Genomic DNA, 23711 nt, shown 5'->3' with positions numbered 1-23711 from the left:
TCGAACCCGTTTTGGGGGCCGGAGACTCAGCTTCAGGCGAGAATGTCCTGAATCTGTTCTTCAGACCTTCAAAACGCAAAACGACGCGCGGGGCGCTGGTGCGCGCCCGCCCGTCACAACGATCGTCTTCACGGACTGCAAAAGCCCGAAATAGCCTGCTCTCCCAACGGCTTACAGGGAATCCGGCATCCCTGCCCACCGCGCTTTCGTGCTGCCGAACCGATATGGGGCGACAATAGTGGAGATTCGAGGGGCGAACCCTCAAATCCCCACACTTTTTCGTGTTCGGCCTGCGTCGGGACGTTCCGTCGCACGCCTTTTGCATCAGGCCCACCCCTTTTTGAGGGACAAGCCAGGATCCCGGGCCTGCTTACGCTCGCCCGAGACCTCGTCAGTAAGCGGTGCTTACTTGAGCTCGACCTTCGCGCCAGCCTTCTCGAGCTGGACCTTGATCTTGTCGGCTTCGTCCTTGTTCACGCCTTCCTTGACAGGCTTCGGCGCGCCCTCGACGAGGTCCTTTGCTTCCTTCAGGCCCAGGCCGGTGATGGCGCGGACTTCCTTGATGACCTCGATCTTCTTGTCGCCGGCGCTAGCGAGAACGACCGTGAACTCGGTCTTCTCTTCCGCCGGAGCGGCGGCAGCGCCACCACCAGCCGGGCCGGCCACGGCGACAGCCGCGGCAGCCGAAACGCCCCACTTTTCTTCGAGGAGCTTCGCCAGTTCAGCAGCTTCGAGCACGGTGAGGCTCGAGAGGTCGTCAACGATCTTCTGCAAGTCAGCCATTGTTCAGTTTCCTTACGTGTAAGTCTGGTTCGGGTTTGAGTTTTGCGAAGGGCGTCAGGCCGCTTCGCCCTTTGAGGCATGAGCCTGGATGACGCGCGCGAGTTTGCCCGCGGGCGCATTGGCGAGCTGAGCGAGCTTGGTCGCCGGGGCCACAAGCAGGCCGACGATCTTGCCGCGCAGTTCATCAAGCGACGGCAGCGAGGCAAGCGCCTTCACGCCGTCGACATTCAGGACGGTCTTCCCCATCGAGCCGCCGACGATGACGAACTTTTCGTTCGCCTTGGCGAATTCGATGGCGACCTTTGGCGCCGCTACCGGATCGTTCGAAGTGGCGATCACGGTCGGTCCCTTCAGCATGGGGCCGATGGCAACGACGTCAGTGCCTTCAAGAGCAATTTTGGCGAGACGGTTCTTCGAGACCTTCACCGCAGCGCCCGCCTGCTTCATCTGCTGGCGCAGCTTCTGCATCTGGGCGACGGTGAGGCCGGAATATTGAGCAACGACCGCGACGCTCGTGGTCTTGAAGACCTCATTGAGCTGTTCGACCGCCTCTTTTTTTGCCGCTCGTTCCACAGCAAGCTCTCTCCGGTTGGCGGTCATCGCGAAAAGCGGGACCGCCGGGTTGCACCCATCGTCCCACCCAAACCTGAACCTCGGGGCAAAACCCTTCGGACACGCCGGGCACGACGACGATTCAAAGCCTGCCCTCCGGGAGCCCTTGGGCCCACGGCGTGTCGAGGTCCGAACCAGACCCGTTCCGCAAACCAGCCCTTAAAGCTGGATGCGAAGTGAAATCCGGTCTTCACCCGTCTATGCAGGCCATGCGATTAAGCCTTTGAGAAGTCGAAACTTCCCGCGGGCGCCTGCAGTCTTGGACAGGACAAGGTCAGCCGGCGAACCGCCCGACCTCTGCCCGCACCCCACCAGCCGACGGGTTTTCTTCCTTTTCGGGCAAATCCTTGCGGAGTCCTGAAAGGAATGATCTCCAGTCTTCGGTTTTCGGAATGCGTGCACGAACGCGCCAGCCGAAGCCGGCACGTCCGGAAGCGGTTCTTTAACCGCTCAGAGCCTGCTTGCCAAGAGCAAAATTCACACCAGTTCCAATCTGTTGCCGCGGGTGCTTGACCCGGGCCGATAAGGACCGATTCAGGCCGATTTGACCGCATAAGGCAGCGGCTTGCCCTCGAAGAACGCCGTCAGGTTCGCCAGCACGCAGTTCTGCATGCGACGTGCGAATCGAGGGTGTGACCGCCGATATGCGGGGCGAACACCACGTTCGGCAGCGCGGTCAGCGCGTCGGGGACGTGCGGTTCCTTCTCGAAGACGTCGAGGCCGGCCCCCGCGATGGTCTTGTCGGTCAGGGCCGCCACGAGCGCCTTCTCGTCGATCACCGAGCCGCGGGAGATGTTGACGACGTAGCCGTCGGCGCCGAGGCGCTTGAGAATGCCGGCATCGACAACGTGCTGGGTCTCGGCCCCTGCCCGCACCGCGATCATCAGCACGCTGCACCAATTGGCCAGCGCCTCGAGCGAGGGGAAATATTGATAGGGCAGATCGTATCTGGTGCGGCTGAAATAGCCGATTTCGCTCTCGAAAGCGGCGCAGCGCGCCGCGATCTTGCGGCCGATCTCGCCCATGCCATAGACGCCGATGCGGCGGCCGGGCATGCCGGCCTGCGGGCGCATCATCGGTGACTGCTTTGAGCCCGCCCAATCGCCGCTGCGGACATATTGGTCGGCCACCAGGATCCGCCGCGTCGTCGCCAGCATCAGGGTCATCGCGATATCGGCAACCGAGGCCGCATTGGCGCCGGGACTGTGGGCGACCGCGATATTGCGGCTGGCTGCCGCCTTCAGGTCGACGCCGTCATAGCCGGTGCCGTAGCAGACGATGGCGCCGAGTTTTGGAAACAGATCCATCGCCTCCGCACCGAGCGGCGAGCCGCCCGCCGTCAGCATCGCGCGGACGCTGCCGAGTTCGTCGGCCGACAGCACCTCCCCCGCGGGCTTGCCGCCAGTGTCGAGCAATTCGAAGCGCTCGGCGAAACGCGCCATCATCGACTTGGGAAAGCGCGAATAGATCAGGACCTTGTCAGCCATTGTTCTTGTTTCCGGTGAGCCGTGCCACAAACGACGAGGGGCGGAATCGGTTGCCCAATTCCGCCCCTCGCCTCATGCAATTTCCAGACTTAGCCGAGAATGGTGCCCGGCTCGACCTTCACGCCCGGGCCCATCGTCGAGGACACCGCAACGCGCTGGATGTAGGTGCCCTTGGAACCGGCTGGCTTCGCCTTGGTGACAGCGTCAGCCAGGGCCTTGATGTTCTCGACCAGCTTCTCCTCGGTGAACGAGGCCTTGCCGACGCCGGCCTGCAGGATGCCGGCCTTCTCGACACGGAACTCGACCGAGCCACCCTTGGCACCCTTCACCGCACCGGTGACGTCCATGGTCACGGTGCCGATCTTCGGGTTCGGCATCAGGCCGCGCGGGCCGAGCACCTTACCGAGACGGCCGACCAGCGGCATCATGTCGGGGGTGGCGATGCAGCGGTCGAAATCGATCGAGCCGTTCTGCACCTTCTCGACCAGGTCCTCGGCGCCGACGACGTCGGCACCCGCAGCCTTGGCCTCATCGGCCTTGGCGCCGCGGGCGAACACGCCGACGCGGAGCGTACGGCCAGTGCCGTTCGGCAGGGTCACGACGCCGCGGACCATCTGGTCGGCGTGACGCGGATCGACGCCGAGATTGATCGCGACCTCGATGGTCTCGTCGAACTTCGCTTTCGCGCGTTCCTTGACCATCTTGATGGCGTCCGCGAGCGGGTAAAGCTTTTCGCGGTCAACACCTTCGCGGGCTTTGTTCAAACGCTTTCCGATTGCCATGACCGCTTACCCCGCCACTTCCAGGCCCATCGAACGGGCAGAGCCCTCGACCATCTTCATGGCCGACTCGATGGAATCGCAATTGAGATCCTTCATCTTCTTCTCGGCGATCTCGCGCACCTGCGCCTTGGTCACCTTGCCGGCCTTGTCACGGCCCGGCGCCTTCGAGCCGGACTGGATCTTGGCGGCCTGCTTGAGGAAGAAGGACATCGGAGGGGTCTTCATCTCGAACGTGAACGAACGATCGGCGTAGATCGTGATCACGACGGGAATCGGGGTGTTCTTCTCTTCCTTCTGGGTCTGCGCGTTGAACGCCTTGCAGAACTCCATGATGTTGAGACCGCGCTGACCGAGCGCGGGACCGATCGGGGGCGAAGGATTCGCCGCACCGGCCGGGACCTGAAGCTTCAGGTATCCGGTCACTTTCTTTGCCATGTATCACTCCTGTTGTGCCGGCTGTCGCCGGCGGTTTCAGGTTCGTGGTCTGGGTCGGATGCGGCTGGCAACCGCCCTCTCCCTCCCACGGCCTCTCTTTGCGCGAAGCTTTTCGACTTCACGCGCTACCCGGTCAGACCTTCTCGACTTGACCGAATTCCAATTCGACCGGCGTGGCACGGCCGAAGATCGACACGGCGACCTTCACGCGCGAGCGCGCCTCGTCGATTTCCTCGACGACACCCGAGAACGAGGCGAACGGGCCGTCGGCCACGCGCACGTTCTCGCCGATCTCGAACGACACCGACGCCTTCGGCCGTTCCACGCCCTCCTGCACCTGGTGCAGGATGCGCATGGCCTCGGATTCCGAGATCGGCATCGGCTTGTTTTCAGCGCCGAGGAAGCCTGTGACCTTCGGCGTGTTCTTGATCAGGTGAAACGCTTCGTCGGTCAGCTTCATCTTCACCAGCACGTAGCCGGGGAAGAACTTGCGCTCGGCGTCGATCTTGCGGCCGCGGCGCACTTCCGTGACCTTCTCGGTCGGAACCAGCACCAGCTCGAACAGCTCCTCGAGCCCGCGCTGCTTGGCCTGCTCGCGGATCGATTCGGCGACCTTCTTCTCGAAGTTCGAGTAGGCGTGGACGATGTACCAGCGCTTGTCGGACAGTTGAGCGGTTGCGGTTGCCATCAGTGAATGCCCAGAAGGTAAGTGATGAGGACACGGATGATCTGGTCGGCGGCGAAGAAGAAGATCGAGGCCACGGCGACCATGACGAACACCATGATGGTGGTGATCGTGGTTTCGCGGCGGGTCGGCCAGGTGACCTTGGCTGTCTCCGAGCGCACTTCCTGCAAGAACTTGAACGGGCTGACTGCCATCGTTTTGATGTCCAACGTCCGTCGACAGACGCGAATGAATTTCAGGGATCCGAACAGCCGCCGTTGGCCCAGCCCTCTGTCTCGAAGGATGAGCCGGAAACCGGGCTCGATTGTTCGGGGATTTCAAAGCCGCGCCGGAGATCCGCGTCTAACGGGCCGGCTGCGAGTGCGGGGTATCTACTGCGGATAGGACCAAAGGTCAAGATATAGAGGGCCCGACTGGACCGGCCGACCTTCCCGGGCGCTAGAGCAGAGCCCAGCCGGATCAAAGGCTTATCCACCCACCCTTCAGGGCGCAATCGCAGCGCCCGTCCGGTTCCTTCCAGACGCTCCCCCGGAGCATCCGCCTCGGCCCTATTGCGCGGTCAGTCGGCCCGGTCGACCATGGAAATGCCCGGCAGCGGCACCACGAACTTTCCGCCTTCGGCGAAGTAGCGGGCGTGCTTGGCCCGGATCGGGTCGAGGTAGCGCCAGGCGAAGACGACGACGAACGCCGGCTTGCGCTCATAAAGGGCGGCAGGCGGCAGGATCGGGATATCGTAACCCGGGCCGGCCATCACGTTCCCCTTCTTGGGATCGTCGTCGACCAGGAAGTCGATCTTGTTCTCCAGGCCGAACTGCGGCAGCAGCGTCGTGGTGCCGACCGAGACGCCGTAGCCGGCGACGAGCTGCCCGCGCGCATGAGCGGCATCAGCCATCGCGACCAGCTCGTCGCGGATCGCGGCGATCCGCTTCACATAGGGCGCATAATAGGCCGGCTGATCAACGCCCAGCCGTTCTTCCTCGGCGACGAAGCGCGCGACCTCAGCCGACGGCTTCTTGGCGCCACCGGCACGCTGCACGGTCACGCGGATCGAGCCACCCTTGGTCCAGATGTGCTGGACGTCGATCAGTTCCATGCCGAGCCGGGCAAAGAAACGGATCAGCGGCTTGATGTTAAAATACGATAGATGCTCGTGATAGACGGTGTCGAGCAGGTTCTTCTCGGTGACGTCGACGCCATATTGCGTTTCGAACACGAACAATCCGTCCGGCGCGAGCACGTCGCGAACCCCGATCACCAGCGGATCGAGATTGTCGACATTGGCGATCATGTTGTTGGCGATCACGACGCTCGCCGCGCCGTGGCTCTGCAGGATGCGGTGACCGATGGCATCGGTGAAGAAATCGCCGATGGTCTCGATCCCCGCCTCGGTCGCGCGCTTCGCGATGTCCACAGCGGGATCGACACCCAGCACCCGCATGCCGCGCTCTTTGAAGAAGCCGAGCAGCGATCCATCGTTGCTGCCGAGCTCGACGACCAGCGAGCCCGGCGCGACACCGAAGCGGCTGACGACGTCGTTGGCATAGCCCGCGAAGTGCTCGCGCAGGCCGAGCGAGAGCGAGGTGGTGTAGACGTAGTTGCGGTACTGGATCTCGGGATTACCGACATGGAGAATCTGGAGATGGCCGCAATCCCTGCACAGATGCAGCGCCATCGGCACCGCAGCGCGGAACACGGGATCGTCGACGCTGGCGTCCGGGACCTGGAAGTTGGGCGTGCCGATCGGCATGCCTGCCATCGGGACGACAAGCTCCTGCTTGTCCGAATGGCAGAGGCGGCAGGTATGGCGGACGTAGAACAGGTTTTTCATCGTGGAACCGAAAAATGAGATACGCGATCGGGTGAGGCAATCCCACCCCGTGAAGACCAGACCGCCAGCAACGGGCTCAAGCGAGTCATGGGTGGCTCGAGACTTCCTTGCCCAGCCCGTCGTAGCTGGGGGCTTCCTCCGCCGCCTTGGCGGCCTTGTCCGCTGAATACGACCCGCGCTCCGGACTTGCCAACCAGATCGCGCCTCCGACGAGCCCGATGATCACGCTGATGGCGCCCAGCAGCAGCGAAACCGACAGTGCTTCCTCGGAAGGGACACCCGCCAGACCGAGGCAGGCGACCATCGCCCCCTCGCGAACACCCCAGCCGCTGATCGAGATCGGGACCGCCGTCAACAGCACCACGGGCGGAATCAGGATACCGGCGTCCACCACCGAGAGCTTTGCTCCGACACCGCGCGCCAGGGCGAAGCAGGCCGCCGCGGTCACGAGATGGATGAGCAACGCCGATCCGAACAGCAAAGCACGGCGTTCGGACTGCAGGAGGAGAAACCTGACCAGCACTCCGAACCGGACAAAGCTTGCGATCGCCGGATGGGCGATGAGGCGCTTGGGCAGACGGTCGAGCGTCAACAGAACCACGGTGCCGGCGACGCCGGCCAGCGTCAGCCCGCCGACGGCCAGGATCGCGGCCTGATCGGACACGCGAGACAACAGGAACGGCAATCCGGCCACCATCAGCGCGATCAGCCCGATCAACGCCGTGAAACGGTCGGCCGCAACGCCCTTGACCGCCTCCGGCCACTGCACGCCGCGCTGGCGCAGCAGCCACATCCGCACCGCATCGCCACCGACCGAGGACGGCAACACCTGATTGAACCAGAGGCTGATCATGAGGATCCGCCAGCCCGCGAGCCAGTCCAGCGACACGCCGAGCGCGCGCATGATCAGCTCCCACCGGCCGTTGAGCACGAAGGTCTGGAAGAAAATCAACGTCAGCGCCAGGACGAACAGCAAAGGATCGACCGAGACGAGATGGCTGCGCAACCGCTGCAGATCGAGACCGCGCGCGATGTAGACCAGCACGGCAATCGACAGCAGCAGCTTTACCGAAAACAGGGCCGCCTGTTTGAACCGCGACTGCATCGGATGCTCGCCTCAGGATGCCGGATATTCCGCGCGACCGATCACGAGGTCGATCGCGGCCATCATCCAGAACTGGTGCGTGGTCTCGACGATGTTGTAGCTGCGGCTGTCGACGAAGAAATTGACGTCGCCGAGATTGCGCAGCGGATTGTCCGCATTCATGCCCGACAGCGTGACCACGTCGAGCTTCATCGTCCGCGCCTGCGCAACCGCGTTGAGGATGTTCTTCGAGCGCCCCGACGAGCTGATCGCAACGAGGCAGTCGCCGGCGCGTGCGCTCAGCCGCACGGCGTGCGCGATCCAGTCCTCGAAGCCGTAATCGTTGGCGAGGCACGACATCATGCTCGCGTCGCTGAAGCAGAGCGCAGGCACCGACGCGTTCTTCGCCAGATCGATCGCCAGGTGCGAGGCGATGCCGGCCGAGCCGCCATTACCGATGAAGATGACGCGACCGCCCTGCTCGCGCGCGCGCAACCAAGTGGCACGGGTCGCGGAGATTGCGGCGAAAACGCCGACGTCGACTGCCGTCGCGCGATGGAGGCGTCCCACGTAATCGTCGAGGAAAGCCTTGTGATCGGGATCGACGGACTCGGCAGGCATGGGCTGGCGGCTCGATTGCAACATGACCGGGTGATACCGGCTATTACCAAGGATTGCAAAGGTATAATACTTGCAAAGTCAGCGAGCGGCTGGTAGTCGGCTTTCGGGTTTCACTCAACATTGGCGGGCCTGTTTCGCTGGGCATTCGCGTCACGGATGTTCCTCATGAAATGCATCGTTACTGGCGGCGCCGGTTTCATTGGAAGTCACCTCGTCGATCGTCTCCTCGACGACGGCCATGAGGTCATCGCGCTCGATAATTTCGTCATCGGACGCCCCGAAAATCTGGCCGCACACGCCGGTTCGAGCCAGTTGAAGGTCGTGCGGGCCGACGTCACCGACCTCGAGTCGATCAAGCCGTATTTTCACGGTATCGACTGGGTCTTCCATCTCGCGGCGCTGGCTGACATCGTTCCCTCGATCGAGTCGCCGATCCCCTATCATCGCGCCAATGTCGACGGCACGGTCAACGTTCTCGAAGCGGCGCGGCACGCCGGCGTCAAGCGCTTCGTCTACGCCGCCTCGTCGTCCTGCTACGGCATTCCCGACGTCTATCCGACGCCGGAGAGCGCCGAGATCCGGCCGATGTATCCCTACGCGCTTACCAAGAATCTCGGCGAGCAGTGCGTCATGCACTGGTGCCAGGTCTACAAGCTGCCTGCGGTCGCGCTACGCCTGTTCAACGTGTATGGGCCGCGCCATCGCACCACCGGCACCTACGGCGCCGTGTTCGGTGTGTTCATGGCGCAGAAGCTCGCCGGCGAGCCCTTCACCGTGGTCGGCGACGGCGAGCAGACGCGCGACTTCACCTTCGTCAGCGACGTCGCGGACGCCTTCGTGACCGCTGCGCGCTCCGATATCTCGCACGAGATATTCAACGTCGGCTCGGACAACACCTACAGCGTCAACCGGCTGGTCGAGCTTCTCGGCGGCGACAAGGTCCACATTCCCAAGCGACCGGGCGAGCCCGATTGCACCTACGCCGACATCACTGAGATCAAGCGGGTCCTGAACTGGACGCCGAAGGTGAGATTCGAGGACGGCGTCGCGACGATGCTGAAGTCGATGGATCAGTACAAGGACGCGCCTCTGTGGACGGTCGACAAGATCGCCGACGCCACCAAGGACTGGTTCAAATATCTCGGTGACGACGACGGCTCGCCGCAGAAGGCAAGCTCTTGAACAGGCTCGCCGGATATCGTTGCTGCGAGTCGATCATTTCAGGCCGGCCATCTGAGACCTGCCGGCGCTTTGGGTAATCCACATGGGTAATGCTGCGACAGACAAGCTGACCGGCCATCCGGCACCGCACGACAAGATCAAGACGATCGAGGAGCTGGGCGAGATTGCGCGCGCCGCGCAGGCCAAGGGCCAGACCGTCGCGCTCTGCCACGGCGTGTTCGATCTGGTGCATCTCGGCCACGTCCGGCACATCCTGGCGGCGCGCAACGAGGCCGACGTGGTCATCGTGACCATCACCGCCGACCGTTTCGTCAACAAGGGCCCGGGACGGCCGATCTTTCCGGAGAACATGCGCGCCGAGATGCTGGCCGCGCTCGGCACGGTCGACTGGGTTGGCATCAACCGCACTTCCAGCGCCGAGCCGGTCCTCGATGCCGTGCGCCCCGACACCTACGTGAAGGGCTCGGACTACGAGAATCCCGAGGATGACGTCACCGGCAAGATCGCCACCGAGCGCGAGGCCGTCGAACGTCATGGCGGACGAATCGTCTTCACGCGCGACGTGACGTTCAGCTCGTCATCGCTGCTGAACCGTTATTTCGACATCTACGATCCTCCCCTGCGCGACTACCTCCAGAAGGTGCGCGAAGGCGGCGGCGCCGAACGCCTGCTGAAGCTGATCGACAAGATCCAGGACATGCACGTCGTGCTGGTCGGCGATACCATCATCGACGAATACCAGTACGTCACGGCGCTCGGGAAGGCTTCGAAGGAGAACATCGTCGCCACCCTGCTCAAGAATGGCGAGCAATTTGCCGGCGGCGTCATTGCCGCGGCCAATCACGTGGCGAGCTTCTGCAAGTCGGTGGAGATCGTCACGACGCTGGGTGGCAACGACTACCCCGAGGAGTTCATTCGCGCGCATGTCCGCCCGAATGTCACGCTGACGCCGATCCGCATTCAGGGCCGACCGACGACCCGCAAATTGCGGTACGTCGAGATGGGCTATCTGCACAAGCTCTTCGAAGTCTACACCATGGACGACACGCCGCTCGACGAGGCCGAGCGCAAGGAGATCGACCGAATCACCGCCGAGCGCGTTCGTGGCGGGGACGTGGTGATCGTCACAGATTTCGGTCACGGCATGATCGCGTCGAGCACCATCGACACGCTCATCGCGAACTCCAAGTTTCTGGCGGTCAACGCCCAGAGCAACAGCGGCAACCACGGCTATAATCTCATCACGAAATATCCGCGCGCCGACTACGTCTGCATCGACGCGCCGGAAGCGCGTCTGGCCGCGACCGACAAGTTCAGCGACATCGCGTCGGTGATCGAGAACCGCCTGCACGGCAAGATCGATTGCGACAACATGATCATCACGCACGGCTCCTTCGGCTGCTACCCCTTCTCGTCCAAGACCGGCGTCGCGCGCGTGCCCGCTTTCACCAAGACCGTCGTCGACACGGTCGGCGCCGGCGATGCCTTCCTGACGATCACGGCGCCGCTGGTGGCGGCCGGCGGCAATATCGAGGACGTCGCCTTCATCGGCAACGCGGCGGGCGCGATCAAGGTCGGCATCGTCGGTCACCGCAACTCGGTCGAAAAGGCGCCCTTGGTCAAATTCGTCACCGCGCTATTGAAGTAACGCGAGCTGGAAATCTGGAGAACGGCAGTGATTGATCAGAAATGGAACGTGATGGTCACCGGTGGCGCTGGCTATGTCGGCAGCGTGCTGGTTCCCCAGTTGCTGGCAGCGGGCCACAAGGTCACGGTGCTCGACCTGTTCATGTACGGCGAATCCGTTTTCGACGCGGTTCGCAACAATCCGAACCTTCGCCTGATCAAGGGCGACATCCGCGATGAGGCCGCGATCAACGAGGCCCTGCGCGGCAACAATGCGGTGATCCACCTCGCCTGCATCTCCAACGACCCCTCGTTCGAGCTCGATCCGGGGCTCGGCAAGTCCATCAACTACGACTGCTTCCGTCCAATGGTGCGCGCCGCGAAGAAGGCCGGCGTCAAGCGCTTCATCTACGCCTCCTCGTCGAGCGTCTACGGCATCAAGGACGAGGCCGAGGTGACCGAGGAACTGTCCTGCGAGCCGCTCACGGACTACTCCAAGTTCAAGGCGATGTGTGAGACCGACCTTGCCGAAGAGGCTGCGTCCGGCTTCGTCACCTGCACGGTCCGTCCTGCCACCGTCTGCGGCTACGCACCGCGGCAGCGCCTCGACGTCGTCGTCAACATCCTGACCAACCTCGCGGTCAACACCGGCCGCATCCGCGTGTTCGGCGGAACGCAGAAGCGGCCCAACCTGCACATCGAGGACATGTCGGCGGCCTATCTGTTCCTGCTGCAGCAGGATGATGCGAAGATCGACGGCAAGACCTACAATATCGGCTACGAGAACCACTCGCTGATGAAGATCGCCGACATCGTCAAATCGGTGGTCGGAAACAACGTCGACGTGGCTGTCGAGCCGACCGACGATCTGCGCTCCTACCACGTCTCCTCGGAGAAGATCCGCCGCGAGCTCGGATTTGCACCGACGCACACGATCCAGCAGGCCGTGTCCGGCCTCGTGGACGCCTTCAGGTCCGGCCGCCTGCCGAACTCGCTCAACGATCCCCGGTATTTCAATATCAAGATGATGCAGAACATCAGCCTGAAGTGAGCGGCGTGCGGATCGGCATCGATTTCGACAACACGATCATCTGCTACGACAAGGTCTTTGCCGCTGCGGCGCGTCAGCGCGACCTGGTGCCGGAGGGCTGGGTTGGGCTGAAGAACGATGTGCGGGATCTCTTGCGATCCCGCACGGGTGGCGAGCTCGCCTGGCAAGGCCTGCAAGGCTTCGTCTACGGCAAGGGCATTGGCGGCGCCGAGATCTATCCGGGCGTGCGGGAATTCCTCGCGGCGTGCAGACAGGCCGGCGCCAAGGTGTGCATCGTCAGCCACAAGACCAGATACGGTCATCAGGACCCCGACCATACCGACCTGCGCGAAGCCGCACGCGGCTGGCTGCGTGGCGCCGGTCTCATCGACGCTGCTGCGGCGGCGGTGGCCAGCGGCGATGTTTATTTCGAGGACACGATGGCCGCCAAGGTCGACAGGCTCGCGAGCCTGGAGCTGGACATCTTCATCGACGATCTCGTCGAGGTCTTCGAGCAGCCGCATTTCCCGAAGGGTACGCGATCAATCCTGTTCACGCGTTCGCAGTCCCCGCACCCCGAACATTGCAAGCCGATCGCGACATGGGCCGGCATCCGCGACGAGGTGTTTGCGGCATGAGCGAGCCGGACATCAGCGCAGCGGATGCGATCTCGATCGGCAGCCGCCTTGCCGGAACAACGGTCGCGGCAGCCCAGCCGGCGCGGTCCGGCGGCAACAACAGGGTGTTTCGGCTGGAGATGGCGGAAGGACCGCCCCTCGCCCTCAAGCACTATCCGTCGGACGGGCGCGATCGGCTGGGTCAGGAATATGACGCGCTCACATTCCTGTCGCGCCACGGCATCGCGTCGACGCCACGGCCGATTGCAAAGGACGCCGATGCGTTTTGCGCGCTGTATCAATGGTTCGACGGTGACGCGGCGGTGCTGCATCCCCAGGGCGACGACGCCGACCAGCTGGCCGATTTCCTGATCGAATTGCAGAGGCTGCGCGACGCCGAAGGTGCGCAGACCTTGCGGAACGCGTCAGCCAGCATCTTTTCGCCCGAGGAAGCCATCGCCCAGTACGAGCAGCGCCTCGACGGGTTGACGCGTGAGTCGCAGGATCACCCCGAGCTGCGTACGTTCATCGACGGCAGCCTGGTTCCCAGCACGGCCGTCGCCATCCGAAGGCTCCGCCAGCGTTATGCGGAACTAGGGTGGGATCCCGCAGCGGACCTCTTGCCCGCGCATCGCGCATTGAGCCCGTCCGACTTCGGACTGCACAACGCCCTGCGCGGCGAAGACGGCCGCCTGCGCTTCATCGACTTCGAATATTTCGGCTGGGACGATCCGGTCAAACTGCTGTCCGATACCGCGATCCACCCCGGCAGCGATCTGCCCGCAACAGGCGCGAATCGCCTCATCGAACGGCTCACGCAAGCCTTCGCGGCTAGGGATGACGCGTTTGCGATCCGCCGTGACGTACTGTATCCTGTGTTCGGGGCGATTTGGTGCCTGATTGTCCTGAATGCTTATTTGCCCGAAAGCCGCTCCCGGCGCGCCTTGGCTGCGCAAGGTGGCGATCTGACGGTCCGCCTTGCCGGTCAGCTCGACAAAGCACGCCGGCTTCATCAAACGATTTGCCAACGTGATCCAGATCTCACCCCACGCTGAAGCCGCCCTCACCTGCACGCTGGACGAGCGCAGTCTCTATTTGCGCCGCCTGGTCCTTGGTTCTGTCCGTTCGGCCGGACGCGGCCATGTCGGTCCGGCCCTGTCGCTGATCGAAATGGTCCGCGTGCTCTACGACGACATCCTGCGGATCGATCCGAACAACCCGCGCGATCCCGAACGCGACCGCGCCATCCTCAGCAAGGGACACGGTTGTCTGGCGCTCTATGCACTCCTCGCCGATCGCGGCTTCTTCCCGCTGTCGGAGCTCGACGGCTTTTGCGGCTCCGACAGTATCTTGGGCGGACATCCCGAATACGGCATGGTGCCGGGGGTCGAGGCGTCGACCGGCGCGCTCGGACACGGCCTGTCGATCGGCGTCGGCCTTGCGCTGGCCGCCCGCATGCGCGAGCGCAATTACCGGACCTTTGTCCTGCTCGGCGACGGCGAGATCAACGAGGGATCGGTGTGGGAGGCCGCGATGGGAGCGGCCAAGCACGGGCTCGATAATCTGGTCGCGATGATCGACTACAACAAGCTCCAGAGCTACGGGCCCACCGACTACGTCCTGCCGCTGGAGCCACTCGCGGACAAATGGCGCAGCTTCGGCTTTGCCGTGCAGGAGCTCAACGGCCACGATGTCGGCGCCCTGCGCACCGTCCTGAAGCAGGTCCCCGCCGTGCCGGGCAAGCCCACCGCGATCATCTGCCATACCGTCAAGGGCAAGGGTCTGCCGGCCGCGGAATCCAACGCCGATTGGCATCACAAGAACAAGCTGTCCGACAGCGAGCTCGACGCCATCCGCGTCGCCGTCGGCGATTTTTGATCGGCTCCCCATGCGCAACACCGCGATGAACATGGTCCACAAGCTCGCCGCGCGCGACGAGCGTGTGCTTTACATGGGCTCCGATCCCGGCGCCGGCACGCTGCGTGCGATGAGCAAGGAGTTTCCCAAGCGCCATCTGATCGAGGGCATTTCGGAAGCGCACATCATCGGCATGTCGGCCGGTCTCGCGATGGAAGGCTTCGTGCCTTACGTCAATACCATCGCGACATTCCTCACCCGCCGCTGCTACGAGCAGGTCGCCGTCGATCTCTGTCTGCACAATCTGCCGGTGCGACTGATCGCCAATGGCGGCGGGCTGGTCTACGCGCCGCTCGGTCCCACCCACCAGGCGATCGAGGACATCGCCATCATGCGGGCGCTGCCGAACATGACGGTGGTCTGCCCGTGCGACGCCGACGAGGCCGCGCGGATGATGGACAAGACGCTCGACTGGACCGGACCGATCTACATCCGGCTCGGCAAGGGCGGCGACGCCGTCGTCTCGAAGGCCGAGCACGGCTTCGAGATCGGCAAGGCCATCCTGATGCGCCCGCCGGGCGACGTCCTCATGGTGACCACCGGCATCATGCTCCAGCGCGCCATCGCCGCAGCCGACCTCTTGGCCGCGCAAGGCATTCGCGCCGGCATCCTGCACATGCATACGGTGAAGCCGCTCGACACCGAAGCGCTGCTGCAGGCGATCCGCGGCATCAAGCTCGTGGCAACGCTGGAGGAGCACGTGCCCTCCGGCGGCCTCGGCAGCGCGGTTGCGGAGACGCTGATCGACAAGCTCGGCTCCGGCCTGCCCGCGATACTGCGGCTGTCGCTGCCGGACCGCTTCATGCACAATTACGGCTCGCAGGACTCGCTTCTGAAGAAGCACGGCCTCGCGCCCAACGCCATCGCGACCTCGATCGAGCACGCGCTCGCGGCGTCGCGCACCTCCGCTCCTCAACTTCATTCCACCTGACGGGTCACATGTACGACGTTCGATATTCCTATCTGCTCGAGCAATTCTCCGACCCCGCTCCGATCCTGGCCGAGATCGGCCGGCTGGTTGCGACCGGTGACTTCACCCTTGGCAAGCCCGTCGCCGAATTCGAGAAGCGCTTTGCCGAGCTGATCGGCGTGCGCCACGCCATCGGCGTCGGATCCGGCACCGACGCGCTCAAGCTGCCGCTCAAGGCGCTCGGCATTGGTCACGGCGACGAGGTCATCACCGCCGCCAACACCTTCATCGCCACCGTCGGTGCGATCGCGGAAACCGGCGCCACGCCGGTGCTGGTCGACTGCGACGATTCCTTCTGCATGAACGTCGACCAGGTCGAAGCCGCCATTACCAGGAAGACCAAGGCGATCATGCCGGTTCAGCTGACCGGCGAGGTCACCGACATGGGCAAGCTGATGCCGATCGCCCAGCGCCATAACCTCCCCGTCGTCGAGGACGCCTGCCAGGGCATCCTGTCGGAGTTTGCGGGCAAGCGCTCCGGCACCCACGGCATCGCGGCCGGCTTCTCGCTGCATCCGCTCAAGAACCTCAACGTCTGGGGCGATGCGGGCGTCGTCGTCACCAATGACGACGGCATGAACGAGAAGCTCCGCCTGATCCGCAACCACGGCATGAAGAACCGCGACGAGATCGCGATCCTCGGCTGCAATTCGCGGCTCGATTCCTTGCAGGCCGTCGTCGGCAACTGGCTGATCGGCCAGACCAGCGAGATCACGCGGCGCCGCATCGAGAACGCGGCCTATTACGACGCGGGCCTTGCCGGCCTGCCCGGTCTGCGCATTCCGCCGCGCCGGCCCAACGTGAAGCACGTCTACCATCTCTACATGGTGTTCGCCGAACGCCGCGACGAGCTCTACCAATACTGCCTGGACAACGGCATCGAGGCCAAGATCCACTATCCGATCCCGCTGTATCAGCAGGAAGGACTCAAGCATCTCGGCTACGCGCCCGGCACCTTCCCGGTCACCGACCGCCACGCCAAGGAAGTCATCAGCTTCCCCGTCGACCAGCATCTGACGCGCGCACAACAGGACCGTGTCATCGAGACCGTCAGGAAGTTCTGTCATGGACGCTGACACCGGCCGCCGGCGCATCGGTTACGTCAATCTTCCCGCCCAGTTCGAGGAAGAGCGCGCCGAGATCATGCAGGCGGTCGAGGGCGTGTTTTCCCGCGGCGACTTCATCGGGGGCGCAGCGGTCGGAAAGCTCGAGGAGGAATTATCCGCCTATCTCGGCTCGCCCCATGTCGTGACTTTGAATTCCGGCACCGACGCGCTGATCCTCGCCTTGCGGGCGCTCGACATCGGTCCCGGCGACGAGGTGATCACGCCTCCGAATTCGTTCGTGGCATCCACCGCCGCGATCATCGCGGTCGGCGCCACGCCTGTGTTTGCGGACGTGCTGCCGGACCAGAACATCGATCCCGCCGCGGTCGAAGCCGCCGTCACGTCGCGCACCAAGGCGATCATGCCGGTGCACCTGACCGGGCGCATGGCCGACATGACCCCGCTGATGGCAATCGCGGACAAGTACGCGCTCGCCGTGATCGAGGACAGCGCCCAGGCGGTCGGCTCGACCTATGACGGCCGGATGAGCGGCACCATCGGCACGTTCGGCTGCTTCTCCGCCCATCCGCTCAAGAATCTCAATGCCGCAGGCGATGCCGGTTTCCTCGTCACGGCCGACGCCGAGATGGCCGCACGCATCCGCCGCCTTCGCAATCACGGGCTGATCAACCGCAGCGACGTCCAGGAATGGGGCATCGTGTCACGGCTCGACACGCTCCAGGCCGAAGTGCTGCGCATTCGCCTGCGTCACCTGCCCTCGGTGATCGAGCGCCGGCGGCGCAACGCCGCGCAATACCGCGCCGAGCTCGCCGGGCTTCCTCTGTTCATTCCGCCCTGCCGCAACATCGAGTTCAACACCTTCCACACCTTCGTGGTGCAGACCGACCGCCGCAACGACTTCCAGAAATATCTGGCCGACAAGGGCATCGAGACCGCGATCCACTATCCGGTCCCGATCCATTTGCAGCCGGCCGCGGCGCATCTGGGGCAAGGCCGCGGCGCGTTCCCGGTGACCGAGCGGCAGGCGGACCAGATCCTCACGCTTCCCATCAACCAGTTCCTGTCGGCCGCCGATATCAGCTATATCTGCGCGACCGCCCGGGAGTATTTTGCATGACGGATACCGACTTCCTGCAGGCCGATGAGCAGGCGCTGGCGCAGCGCTTCATCGACAACGGCTTCGTCACAACGCCGGCCGATGATCGCGCCGGCCTCGACCGCATCCAGCGGCGCGCCGCCGAGCTGGCGGCGGACTATCTGAAGCTGCCGCACAGCAATGATCCCTATGCGATGCTGGACAGCATCCACACACGGGTGAGCGTGGACGATCTCAACGGCCTGCGGCTGCACGTCTTCAACGGCCTCAACGCCGAGCCGTGGTTCCGGCCGACCTATTTCCGCCTGGCGCGCTCGACGATCGAGACCATCGTCGGCAACGAGCTGTGCATGCAGCGCCGCGTCAATCTCAGCATCCAGATGCCCGGTGACGATTCCTCGCTGCTCGCCACCCATTCCGACGTCTGGTCGGGCGACTCGCCGTTCGAGGTCGTGGTGTGGGTGCCGCTGGTGGACGTCCACCACACCAAGGCGATGTATCTGCTGCCGCCGTCGCTCAACGGCGACATGCAGGACCGGATGGCAAGCCTGCGCAGCGCCGAGGAGCTGTACAAGACGATCAAGCCGCACGCGACCTTCATCGAGATTCCCTACGGTCACGTGATGCTGTTCAACCAGACCCTGATGCACGGCAATCGCGTCAACGAAGAGCCCGGCACGCGCTGGAGCATGAACTGCCGGTTCAAGAGCATCATGTCGCCCTACGCCGACAAGCGCTTCGGCGAGTTCTTCGAGCCGATCCTGCTGCGCCCGGCGACGCGGGTCGGCATGCAATACAAGCTGCCGGGAGGCTTCCATGGCTGAGCGAGCCGGCCATCGCGGCTACATCGGCGCGCGGCCGCTGAACGGCAGCCGCACCCCGCAGCACGTCCAGAACATCGTGATCCGCGACTACGCGCGGCGGAAGAACCTGCAATTTCTGCTGAGCGCCGTCGAGCACATCATGCCCGGCAGTTACATGGTGCTCGAGGACATCCTGGACGAGTTGCCCCGCCTGAATGGCCTGATCCTCTACAGCATCTTCATGCTGCCGCCCGACGAGGCACGGCGACGGGAGATCTACGACCGCGTGCTGCGCGAGGGCTGCGATCTCCACGCCGCCGTCGAGGAGATCACGCTGTCGTCGCAGAAAGACATCCAGGCCGTCGAGGACATTCTGCTGGTCAATAAATACGCCACGATCCTGTGACGATGCCGCGGACCGGTTGGGCCCCATGAGTGAGATCAACCTGCTCCAACCGATGCACGCATCGACCAGGCGGAACTACGTTCAGCGCGTGGTTGAGCATGACAAGGCGGAATCCGCCACCGTCGCGCGGCAATGGGGACGCGACTACTGGGACGGCGACCGGCGCTACGGCTATGGCGGCTATCGTTATGACGGACGCTGGCGCCCGCTCGCCCAGACCCTGATCGATCGCTACGGCATCAAGCCCGGCATGAGCGTGCTCGACGTCGGCTGCGGCAAGGGCTATTTGCTCTACGAGTTCACCCAGCTCGTCCCCGACCTCACGATCGCCGGCATCGACATCTCCGACTACGGCATCGCCAATGCCAAGGAGGAGGTGCGGCCGCTGCTGAAGGTCGGCAGCGCCGTCGAGCTCCCCTACCCCGATCACAGCTTCGATCTCGTGGTGTCGCTCGGCGTGCTGCACAACCTTCCGCTCGAAGACGTGTTCCGTTCAGTGCGTGAGATCGAGCGGGTCGGGCGCGGCGCCTCGAAATATCTGATGGTGGAATCATTCCGCAACGAGCGCGAGAAGGCGAACCTCCTCTACTGGCAGCTCACCTGCCTGAGCTTCCACGGCCCGGAAACCTGGGCGTGGATCTACGACAAATGCGGCTATCGGGGCGACCATGGGTTCATCTTCTTCGAATGAAGCCGGCCTGCGCCGGCCGACGTCGCTACGCGCGCAGAATCCGGAAGTGTATTACTCGGACGACGCCATCGTCACGGCGGATGACGCCACGATCACGGAGCTGAAACGCATCGCCGCCGGCAACCCGCGTCTGCGCAGCCGGCTGTGCACGCACCCCGATCCCGCGTCCAGCCTGCACGAGATGCTGATCGTGCATCATCGCGAGGCCTATGTCCGGCCGCATAAGCATTTTGGCAAACCTGAATCGTTTCACGTGATCGAGGGCACTGCGCAGGTCGTGATCTTCGAGGATGACGGCCGCATTCGCGACGTACTCGAGATGGCGCCCTACGGCCAGGGCAAGCGCTGCTATTATCGGATGCCCGAAAAGGTCTTCCACTCGATCCTGATCACCTCGGAATGGCTGGTGTTCCACGAAACCACCGCCGGCCCGTTTGATCCCTCACGCACGGCATTTCCTGACTGGGCCCCCGATGGCGGCGACGCTGCCGAGGTCCAACGCTACGTCACACGGATTGGCGCACTCGCCGCGGAGCATCTGGCGAGACAATAGATTTCGACCACACTCGCTGCTCGACGATCCCGCCGTGAATGATCGAGGACGAAACCAGACGATGAAGCCGCCTGCAAAAGCACTGGTTACCCTGGTCAAGTTCGCGGTGTCGATCGGGATCCTGGTATTGCTCTTGCGCAGCCAGGACTTGTCGTCCCTGAAAGCCGATCTTCTCGCGGTCAACTTGAACATGCTCGCGCTTGCGGTGTTGCTGCTGTTCGCCCAGACCTTCGTTCTCTGCCACCGCTGGATCCTGATCCTCCGCGCCATGAGCGTCCCCCTGGGATGGCTGGCCGGCTGGCGCATTCTCATCATCAGCACCTTCTTCAATCAGGTGCTGCCCGCAGGCGGCGACGCGGTCCGGATCTGGATGCTGCGGCGGAATGGCGTGCAATGGTCGCAGACGATCGGCAGCATCGTGGCCGATCGTTTCCTGGCGCTGCTGGCGCTCGGTCTCATCGTCCTGGCGGGAATCCCATTCCTGCTGCCTCGTGTCCACGACAACTCACTCCTTTTCGCGATCGTGACCGTTTTGGCGGCTGCATGCCTCGGCGCAATCGCCATGGCGACGCTGGACCGGTGGCCGCCACGCTTGATTGCGGCCGTGCCGGCCAGGATCGTGCAATTCGCGATGCTGGTCAGGGCTCCGTTGCTCGCGGCCGGAGGGCGGACAATGTTGATCGTATCAGCCATTGTCGTCCACCTGATCACCGTTGCGACCTGCTATGTCCTCGCGATCGGACTGGAGGCGCCCCTCTCCGCACTTGACGCCTTCGTGCTGGTCCCGCTCGTCATCCTGTCTTCCGCGGTCCCCATCTCGATCGGAGGCTGGGGTGTGCGCGAAGGCGCGATGGTCGCTGCGCTTGGTCTTGCTGGAATCGCATCCGACAAGGCGCTCGCAATATCGGTTTTGCTGGGGCTTGGCGGCCTGATCGTCGGCCTGTTCGGCGGGCTGGTATGGCTGTTCGCGCCCGAGCGCACCAGCTTCAGCCCCGACCAGGCGCGGGCCATCGCCGAACGAACTGATGCAGCGCCGGTAGCATGAGCAAGCCTGTACAAGATCAAACGATGACGGTTGGCGAGGTGCGTTTGCGCGCCATCATCGAAACGTGGTGGCCCCGCATCCTCATCTTCGTGCCGGCGGCACTTTCCATCTGGTTCGTGAACCGAACCGGCACCTACCGTACCTTGCTGTTCGACGGCGGCTGGACGACTCGATTTTACGTCCTCGCCTGGATCGTCCTGACGGCGTATCTCGGCTGGCTCATCATGGCGACCGGACGCCTGGCATTCTCGCTGATCAAGCACGAGCCCACTCAGCGCGTCGATGAGTTCTTCGTCGGCGCGGCTGCGCTCATCTTGGCGGGAGTTGGCCTCGGCGCTCTTTCGATCCTGTACCCGCAGATCGTTGTCGGATTTGCGGCCGTGCTGCTGCTGTGGGACAGCCGCAGCTTCGGAAAGCCGCGGAAACTCGCGGTGACCCTGCCGCTGGCCGCAACGTCGTTGATGGGCCTTTGGCTCCTGGCGACGGTGTTCCTCGATCGCGCCGTCATACCGGACGTGATTTCGACCGACGTTCAGCAGCTCTACGCCCCGTATCTTGCGGAGGTTGCGAGAAATCACAGCATCTGGCTTGCCGCCGACAATCCCATCTTCTCCGACTTCGAGATCGGCCACGGAAACGGGCTGCATCTGTTGTTGGCGACGTTCCTGCCGCCCCATGTCGCCCAGATCGTTTCGTTTCTCTACTTCGTCGGGATCGGCGCGGTCATTTTCGAGCTCGCCCGCCTCATTCTGCCGTTGCAAGCTCTCGGACGCCGCTGGGAAGACGCCGCGATCCCAATAGCCCTCGGTTTGGCGATCCTCGGGCTTGCGTGGCCCCGCACGATGCCGAGCGTCAAGGCTGGCCTCTACATCATGGAGTTCGGCAAGTACCATCTTCAGACGGCGGCATTCTTCGTCTATTTCCTGCTGGTCGTCATTCGATCGTCCCAAGCTCGCGACCGGCTTGCCGCCGGCATTTGCGGCCTTGCCGTCGCCGCCTCCTATCCGCTCTATGCAGCGTTCGTGTTCTTGATTTCGTCGCTGGGGGTATTCACCAAGGTCCTTCAGCGAGACCGATCTGGCCTCGTCACCAGCCTGTTGCTCGGATTGGGAGCGGTTGGCGGGTGCATCCTGGCCTTCTCCATCAATTACTTTTATCTCGGAATCCCGGCAACCAATCCGTACGCGCTCTTTCGAAAAATCGCATCAGTCGAGCGTTTCTCGCAGTTCGGCAGCCTGGAAATTCTTGATTTCTTCGTGCTGGCGCAGTCGCTGGAGGTCAGCGACTTCCTCAGCAAGGCGGGAGTGGTCGCCTTCATCAGGCAAGCCAAGTCCGTTCTCCTGGTTGCAGCTCTCATCGCGGCGACGACTTGTGCGATCTCTTTCCTCGATTCGAAGTTGTTTCCGGATCGATCCGACTTCATGAAAAAGCGGACACTGCCCAGTGTTGCGGGACTTTTCATCGTGATCGCCTACGTCGCCAGCGTGCGGCTGCTGGACATGACGCTGAACATTCCGAGCCTGATCAGGCTGTCCATTCACGTCAACGCGCTCTTCCCGCTCGCAGCCGCCGCGATCGCCTTCTGGGGGCTCGTCATCGTGCGGTGGCTGGCCCCGACCGTGTTCGTCGGGCGCTTTGCACCCAATGTCGCCATTTTGGCGCTGCTCGCCGCTTGCGCCTGGATGACGACCTCGTATCCCTGGCAGAGCTTCAGGGACGACGGAGCCATCGCCTTTGCGGCCCGCGGGCGCTCTCTCATCGAGATGCCGCGTGTCAGCCTGAACTGGCAGCGCTGTGACGAACTGCAGCAATCGACGGGCTCCGATCGGATTCTCGCGCTGAACGGCTACCGCGCAATGGTGCCCTGCTATTTCTCGCCGCTGCTCACGCGAGGCAAGGTCATCCACACCTATCAGAGCGATGTCGCGCGCAACTTCAGCAAGATCGCACTTGGGACCGCCGATACAGCCGAAGCCACTCTTCGATCACTCGGGGTCAAGCTGTTCTATGTTCAGAAGCAGAATTGCGATTTCTGGCTCAACGGTTTCTCCGACCTCTTTCAGAGCGCCGAGCTGGAGAAGCGGTTCGCCCTTCATAGCGAGACCCCGAACTACTGGATGTTGACGTGGAGGGATGGCGGTCAAACCTTGAGTCCCGACGCCGAGGCCGGCATTTCTGCGCTCCGGACGAGATCGAAAGACATCTACCGGCAGGCCTACGGGATCGAGCCGTTCGAGGTGGTGAAGCACCGTCTGTCTCCCAACGGCCAACGAGCGGACGTCACGGTCCTCGGTCAGCTCATGACCTGCCACTAGGTTGTGCTTCGCACCGGTTCCGTCCATCTCGGCAGAGGAAGGCCCGTAAACGAAGGCCACGGAGTACCAGCTTGAA

The 23711-nt window shown here is 63.5% G+C and carries 24 protein-coding genes and 1 pseudogene; 15 read left to right on the top strand and 10 right to left on the bottom strand.

Features of this window, described 5'->3' with window-relative positions; all coding sequences use genetic code 11:
• Nucleotides 1–405: 405 nt before the first annotated feature.
• From rplL to A3AS_RS0135620, 10 genes and pseudogenes are all read right to left on the bottom strand, one after another.
• Complete coding sequence (gene rplL, locus A3AS_RS0135665) at nucleotides 406–783, bottom strand: 50S ribosomal protein L7/L12 (RefSeq protein ID WP_018322255.1); 378 nt, start codon at nucleotides 781–783, stop codon at nucleotides 406–408.
• A gap of 54 nt (nucleotides 784–837) precedes the next feature.
• Entirely contained in the window at nucleotides 838–1356 is a 519-nt protein-coding gene (gene rplJ, locus A3AS_RS0135660) for a 50S ribosomal protein L10 (RefSeq protein ID WP_018322254.1), read from the bottom strand.
• Nucleotides 1357–1929: 573 nt separating this feature from the next.
• Nucleotides 1930–2882 (bottom strand): annotated as a pseudogene (locus A3AS_RS0135655) (2-hydroxyacid dehydrogenase).
• Nucleotides 2883–2971: 89 nt separating this feature from the next.
• The gene (gene rplA / locus A3AS_RS0135650) at nucleotides 2972–3664 is read right to left on the bottom strand and encodes a 50S ribosomal protein L1 (protein WP_018322253.1); all 693 of its coding nucleotides are present in this window, start codon (nucleotides 3662–3664) and stop codon (nucleotides 2972–2974) included.
• A gap of 6 nt (nucleotides 3665–3670) precedes the next feature.
• Nucleotides 3671–4099: a 50S ribosomal protein L11 gene (gene rplK, locus A3AS_RS0135645; RefSeq protein ID WP_006611824.1), complete on the bottom strand. Its 429-nt coding sequence runs from the start codon at nucleotides 4097–4099 to the stop codon at nucleotides 3671–3673.
• A 133-nt stretch (nucleotides 4100–4232) separates the two neighbouring features.
• On the bottom strand, nucleotides 4233–4787 hold the full coding sequence (nusG, locus tag A3AS_RS0135640; RefSeq protein ID WP_008136441.1) for a transcription termination/antitermination protein NusG: 555 nt from the start codon (nucleotides 4785–4787) through the stop codon (nucleotides 4233–4235).
• A complete protein-coding gene (gene secE / locus A3AS_RS0135635; RefSeq protein WP_026202711.1) occupies nucleotides 4787–4978 on the bottom strand; it encodes a preprotein translocase subunit SecE in 192 nt (63 codons plus the stop codon). Before secE ends, nusG begins: the two co-directional genes overlap by 1 nt.
• A gap of 365 nt (nucleotides 4979–5343) precedes the next feature.
• Complete coding sequence (locus A3AS_RS0135630; protein ID WP_018322251.1) at nucleotides 5344–6612, bottom strand: class I SAM-dependent methyltransferase; 1269 nt, start codon at nucleotides 6610–6612, stop codon at nucleotides 5344–5346.
• 85 nt (nucleotides 6613–6697) lie between these two features.
• Entirely contained in the window at nucleotides 6698–7717 is a 1020-nt protein-coding gene (locus A3AS_RS0135625) for a lysylphosphatidylglycerol synthase transmembrane domain-containing protein (RefSeq protein ID WP_018322250.1), read from the bottom strand.
• 12 nt (nucleotides 7718–7729) lie between these two features.
• Nucleotides 7730–8317, bottom strand: a complete 588-nt coding sequence (locus A3AS_RS0135620; RefSeq protein WP_244550731.1) for an SIS domain-containing protein — start codon at nucleotides 8315–8317, stop codon at nucleotides 7730–7732.
• 165 nt (nucleotides 8318–8482) lie between these two features.
• On the opposite strand from A3AS_RS0135620, the gene A3AS_RS0135615 reads away from it, so the two are divergent.
• From A3AS_RS0135615 to A3AS_RS0135545, 15 genes are all read left to right on the top strand, one after another.
• Nucleotides 8483–9499, top strand: coding sequence for an SDR family oxidoreductase (locus A3AS_RS0135615; protein WP_026202710.1), 1017 nt, complete (start codon nucleotides 8483–8485; stop codon nucleotides 9497–9499).
• Between the two features lie 82 nt (nucleotides 9500–9581).
• Entirely contained in the window at nucleotides 9582–11147 is a 1566-nt protein-coding gene (locus A3AS_RS0135610) for a PfkB family carbohydrate kinase (RefSeq protein WP_018322247.1), read from the top strand.
• Nucleotides 11148–11174: 27 nt separating this feature from the next.
• Nucleotides 11175–12176 (top strand): NAD(P)-dependent oxidoreductase, encoded by a 1002-nt coding sequence (locus A3AS_RS0135605; protein ID WP_018322246.1) that lies wholly within the window; start codon nucleotides 11175–11177, stop codon nucleotides 12174–12176.
• Between the two features lie 5 nt (nucleotides 12177–12181).
• Nucleotides 12182–12793 carry a hypothetical protein gene (locus tag A3AS_RS0135600; protein ID WP_245283354.1) on the top strand — a complete coding sequence of 204 codons (612 nt, stop codon included), beginning with the start codon at nucleotides 12182–12184 and terminating at the stop codon, nucleotides 12791–12793.
• Nucleotides 12790–13827 (top strand): aminoglycoside phosphotransferase family protein, encoded by a 1038-nt coding sequence (locus A3AS_RS0135595; protein WP_049815077.1) that lies wholly within the window; start codon nucleotides 12790–12792, stop codon nucleotides 13825–13827. Before A3AS_RS0135600 ends, A3AS_RS0135595 begins: the two co-directional genes overlap by 4 nt.
• On the top strand, nucleotides 13802–14650 hold the full coding sequence (locus A3AS_RS0135590) for a transketolase (RefSeq protein WP_018322243.1): 849 nt from the start codon (nucleotides 13802–13804) through the stop codon (nucleotides 14648–14650). The genes A3AS_RS0135595 and A3AS_RS0135590 overlap by 26 nt, the downstream gene beginning before the upstream one ends.
• A 10-nt stretch (nucleotides 14651–14660) precedes the next feature.
• Nucleotides 14661–15620, top strand: coding sequence for a transketolase family protein (locus A3AS_RS0135585; RefSeq protein WP_018322242.1), 960 nt, complete (start codon nucleotides 14661–14663; stop codon nucleotides 15618–15620).
• An 8-nt stretch (nucleotides 15621–15628) separates the two neighbouring features.
• Nucleotides 15629–16735 carry a DegT/DnrJ/EryC1/StrS aminotransferase family protein gene (locus A3AS_RS0135580; protein WP_018322241.1) on the top strand — a complete coding sequence of 369 codons (1107 nt, stop codon included), beginning with the start codon at nucleotides 15629–15631 and terminating at the stop codon, nucleotides 16733–16735.
• A complete protein-coding gene (locus A3AS_RS0135575) occupies nucleotides 16725–17843 on the top strand; it encodes a DegT/DnrJ/EryC1/StrS aminotransferase family protein (RefSeq protein ID WP_018322240.1) in 1119 nt (372 codons plus the stop codon). The genes A3AS_RS0135580 and A3AS_RS0135575 overlap by 11 nt, the downstream gene beginning before the upstream one ends.
• Nucleotides 17840–18646, top strand: coding sequence for a sporadic carbohydrate cluster 2OG-Fe(II) oxygenase (locus A3AS_RS0135570; protein WP_018322239.1), 807 nt, complete (start codon nucleotides 17840–17842; stop codon nucleotides 18644–18646). The genes A3AS_RS0135575 and A3AS_RS0135570 overlap by 4 nt, the downstream gene beginning before the upstream one ends.
• Nucleotides 18639–19031: an LIC12192 family sporadic carbohydrate cluster protein gene (locus A3AS_RS0135565; RefSeq protein ID WP_018322238.1), complete on the top strand. Its 393-nt coding sequence runs from the start codon at nucleotides 18639–18641 to the stop codon at nucleotides 19029–19031. Before A3AS_RS0135570 ends, A3AS_RS0135565 begins: the two co-directional genes overlap by 8 nt.
• 25 nt (nucleotides 19032–19056) lie before the next feature.
• Complete coding sequence (locus A3AS_RS0135560; RefSeq protein ID WP_018322237.1) at nucleotides 19057–19722, top strand: class I SAM-dependent methyltransferase; 666 nt, start codon at nucleotides 19057–19059, stop codon at nucleotides 19720–19722.
• Complete coding sequence (locus tag A3AS_RS0135555; RefSeq protein WP_018322236.1) at nucleotides 19700–20275, top strand: WbuC family cupin fold metalloprotein; 576 nt, start codon at nucleotides 19700–19702, stop codon at nucleotides 20273–20275. Before A3AS_RS0135560 ends, A3AS_RS0135555 begins: the two co-directional genes overlap by 23 nt.
• On the top strand, nucleotides 20196–21320 hold the full coding sequence (locus A3AS_RS0135550) for a lysylphosphatidylglycerol synthase transmembrane domain-containing protein (protein WP_245283353.1): 1125 nt from the start codon (nucleotides 20196–20198) through the stop codon (nucleotides 21318–21320). The genes A3AS_RS0135555 and A3AS_RS0135550 overlap by 80 nt, the downstream gene beginning before the upstream one ends.
• Before the next feature lie 23 nt (nucleotides 21321–21343).
• Nucleotides 21344–23635: a hypothetical protein gene (locus tag A3AS_RS0135545; protein WP_157644477.1), complete on the top strand. Its 2292-nt coding sequence runs from the start codon at nucleotides 21344–21346 to the stop codon at nucleotides 23633–23635.
• Nucleotides 23636–23711 lie beyond the last annotated feature (76 nt).

It is taken from the genome of Bradyrhizobium sp. WSM2793, from assembly GCF_000379585.1.
Taxonomy (GTDB): Bacteria; Pseudomonadota; Alphaproteobacteria; order Rhizobiales; family Xanthobacteraceae; genus Bradyrhizobium.
Note: the sequence above shows the minus strand (reverse complement) of the source record. Positions and strands in the feature narration are given on the sequence as shown.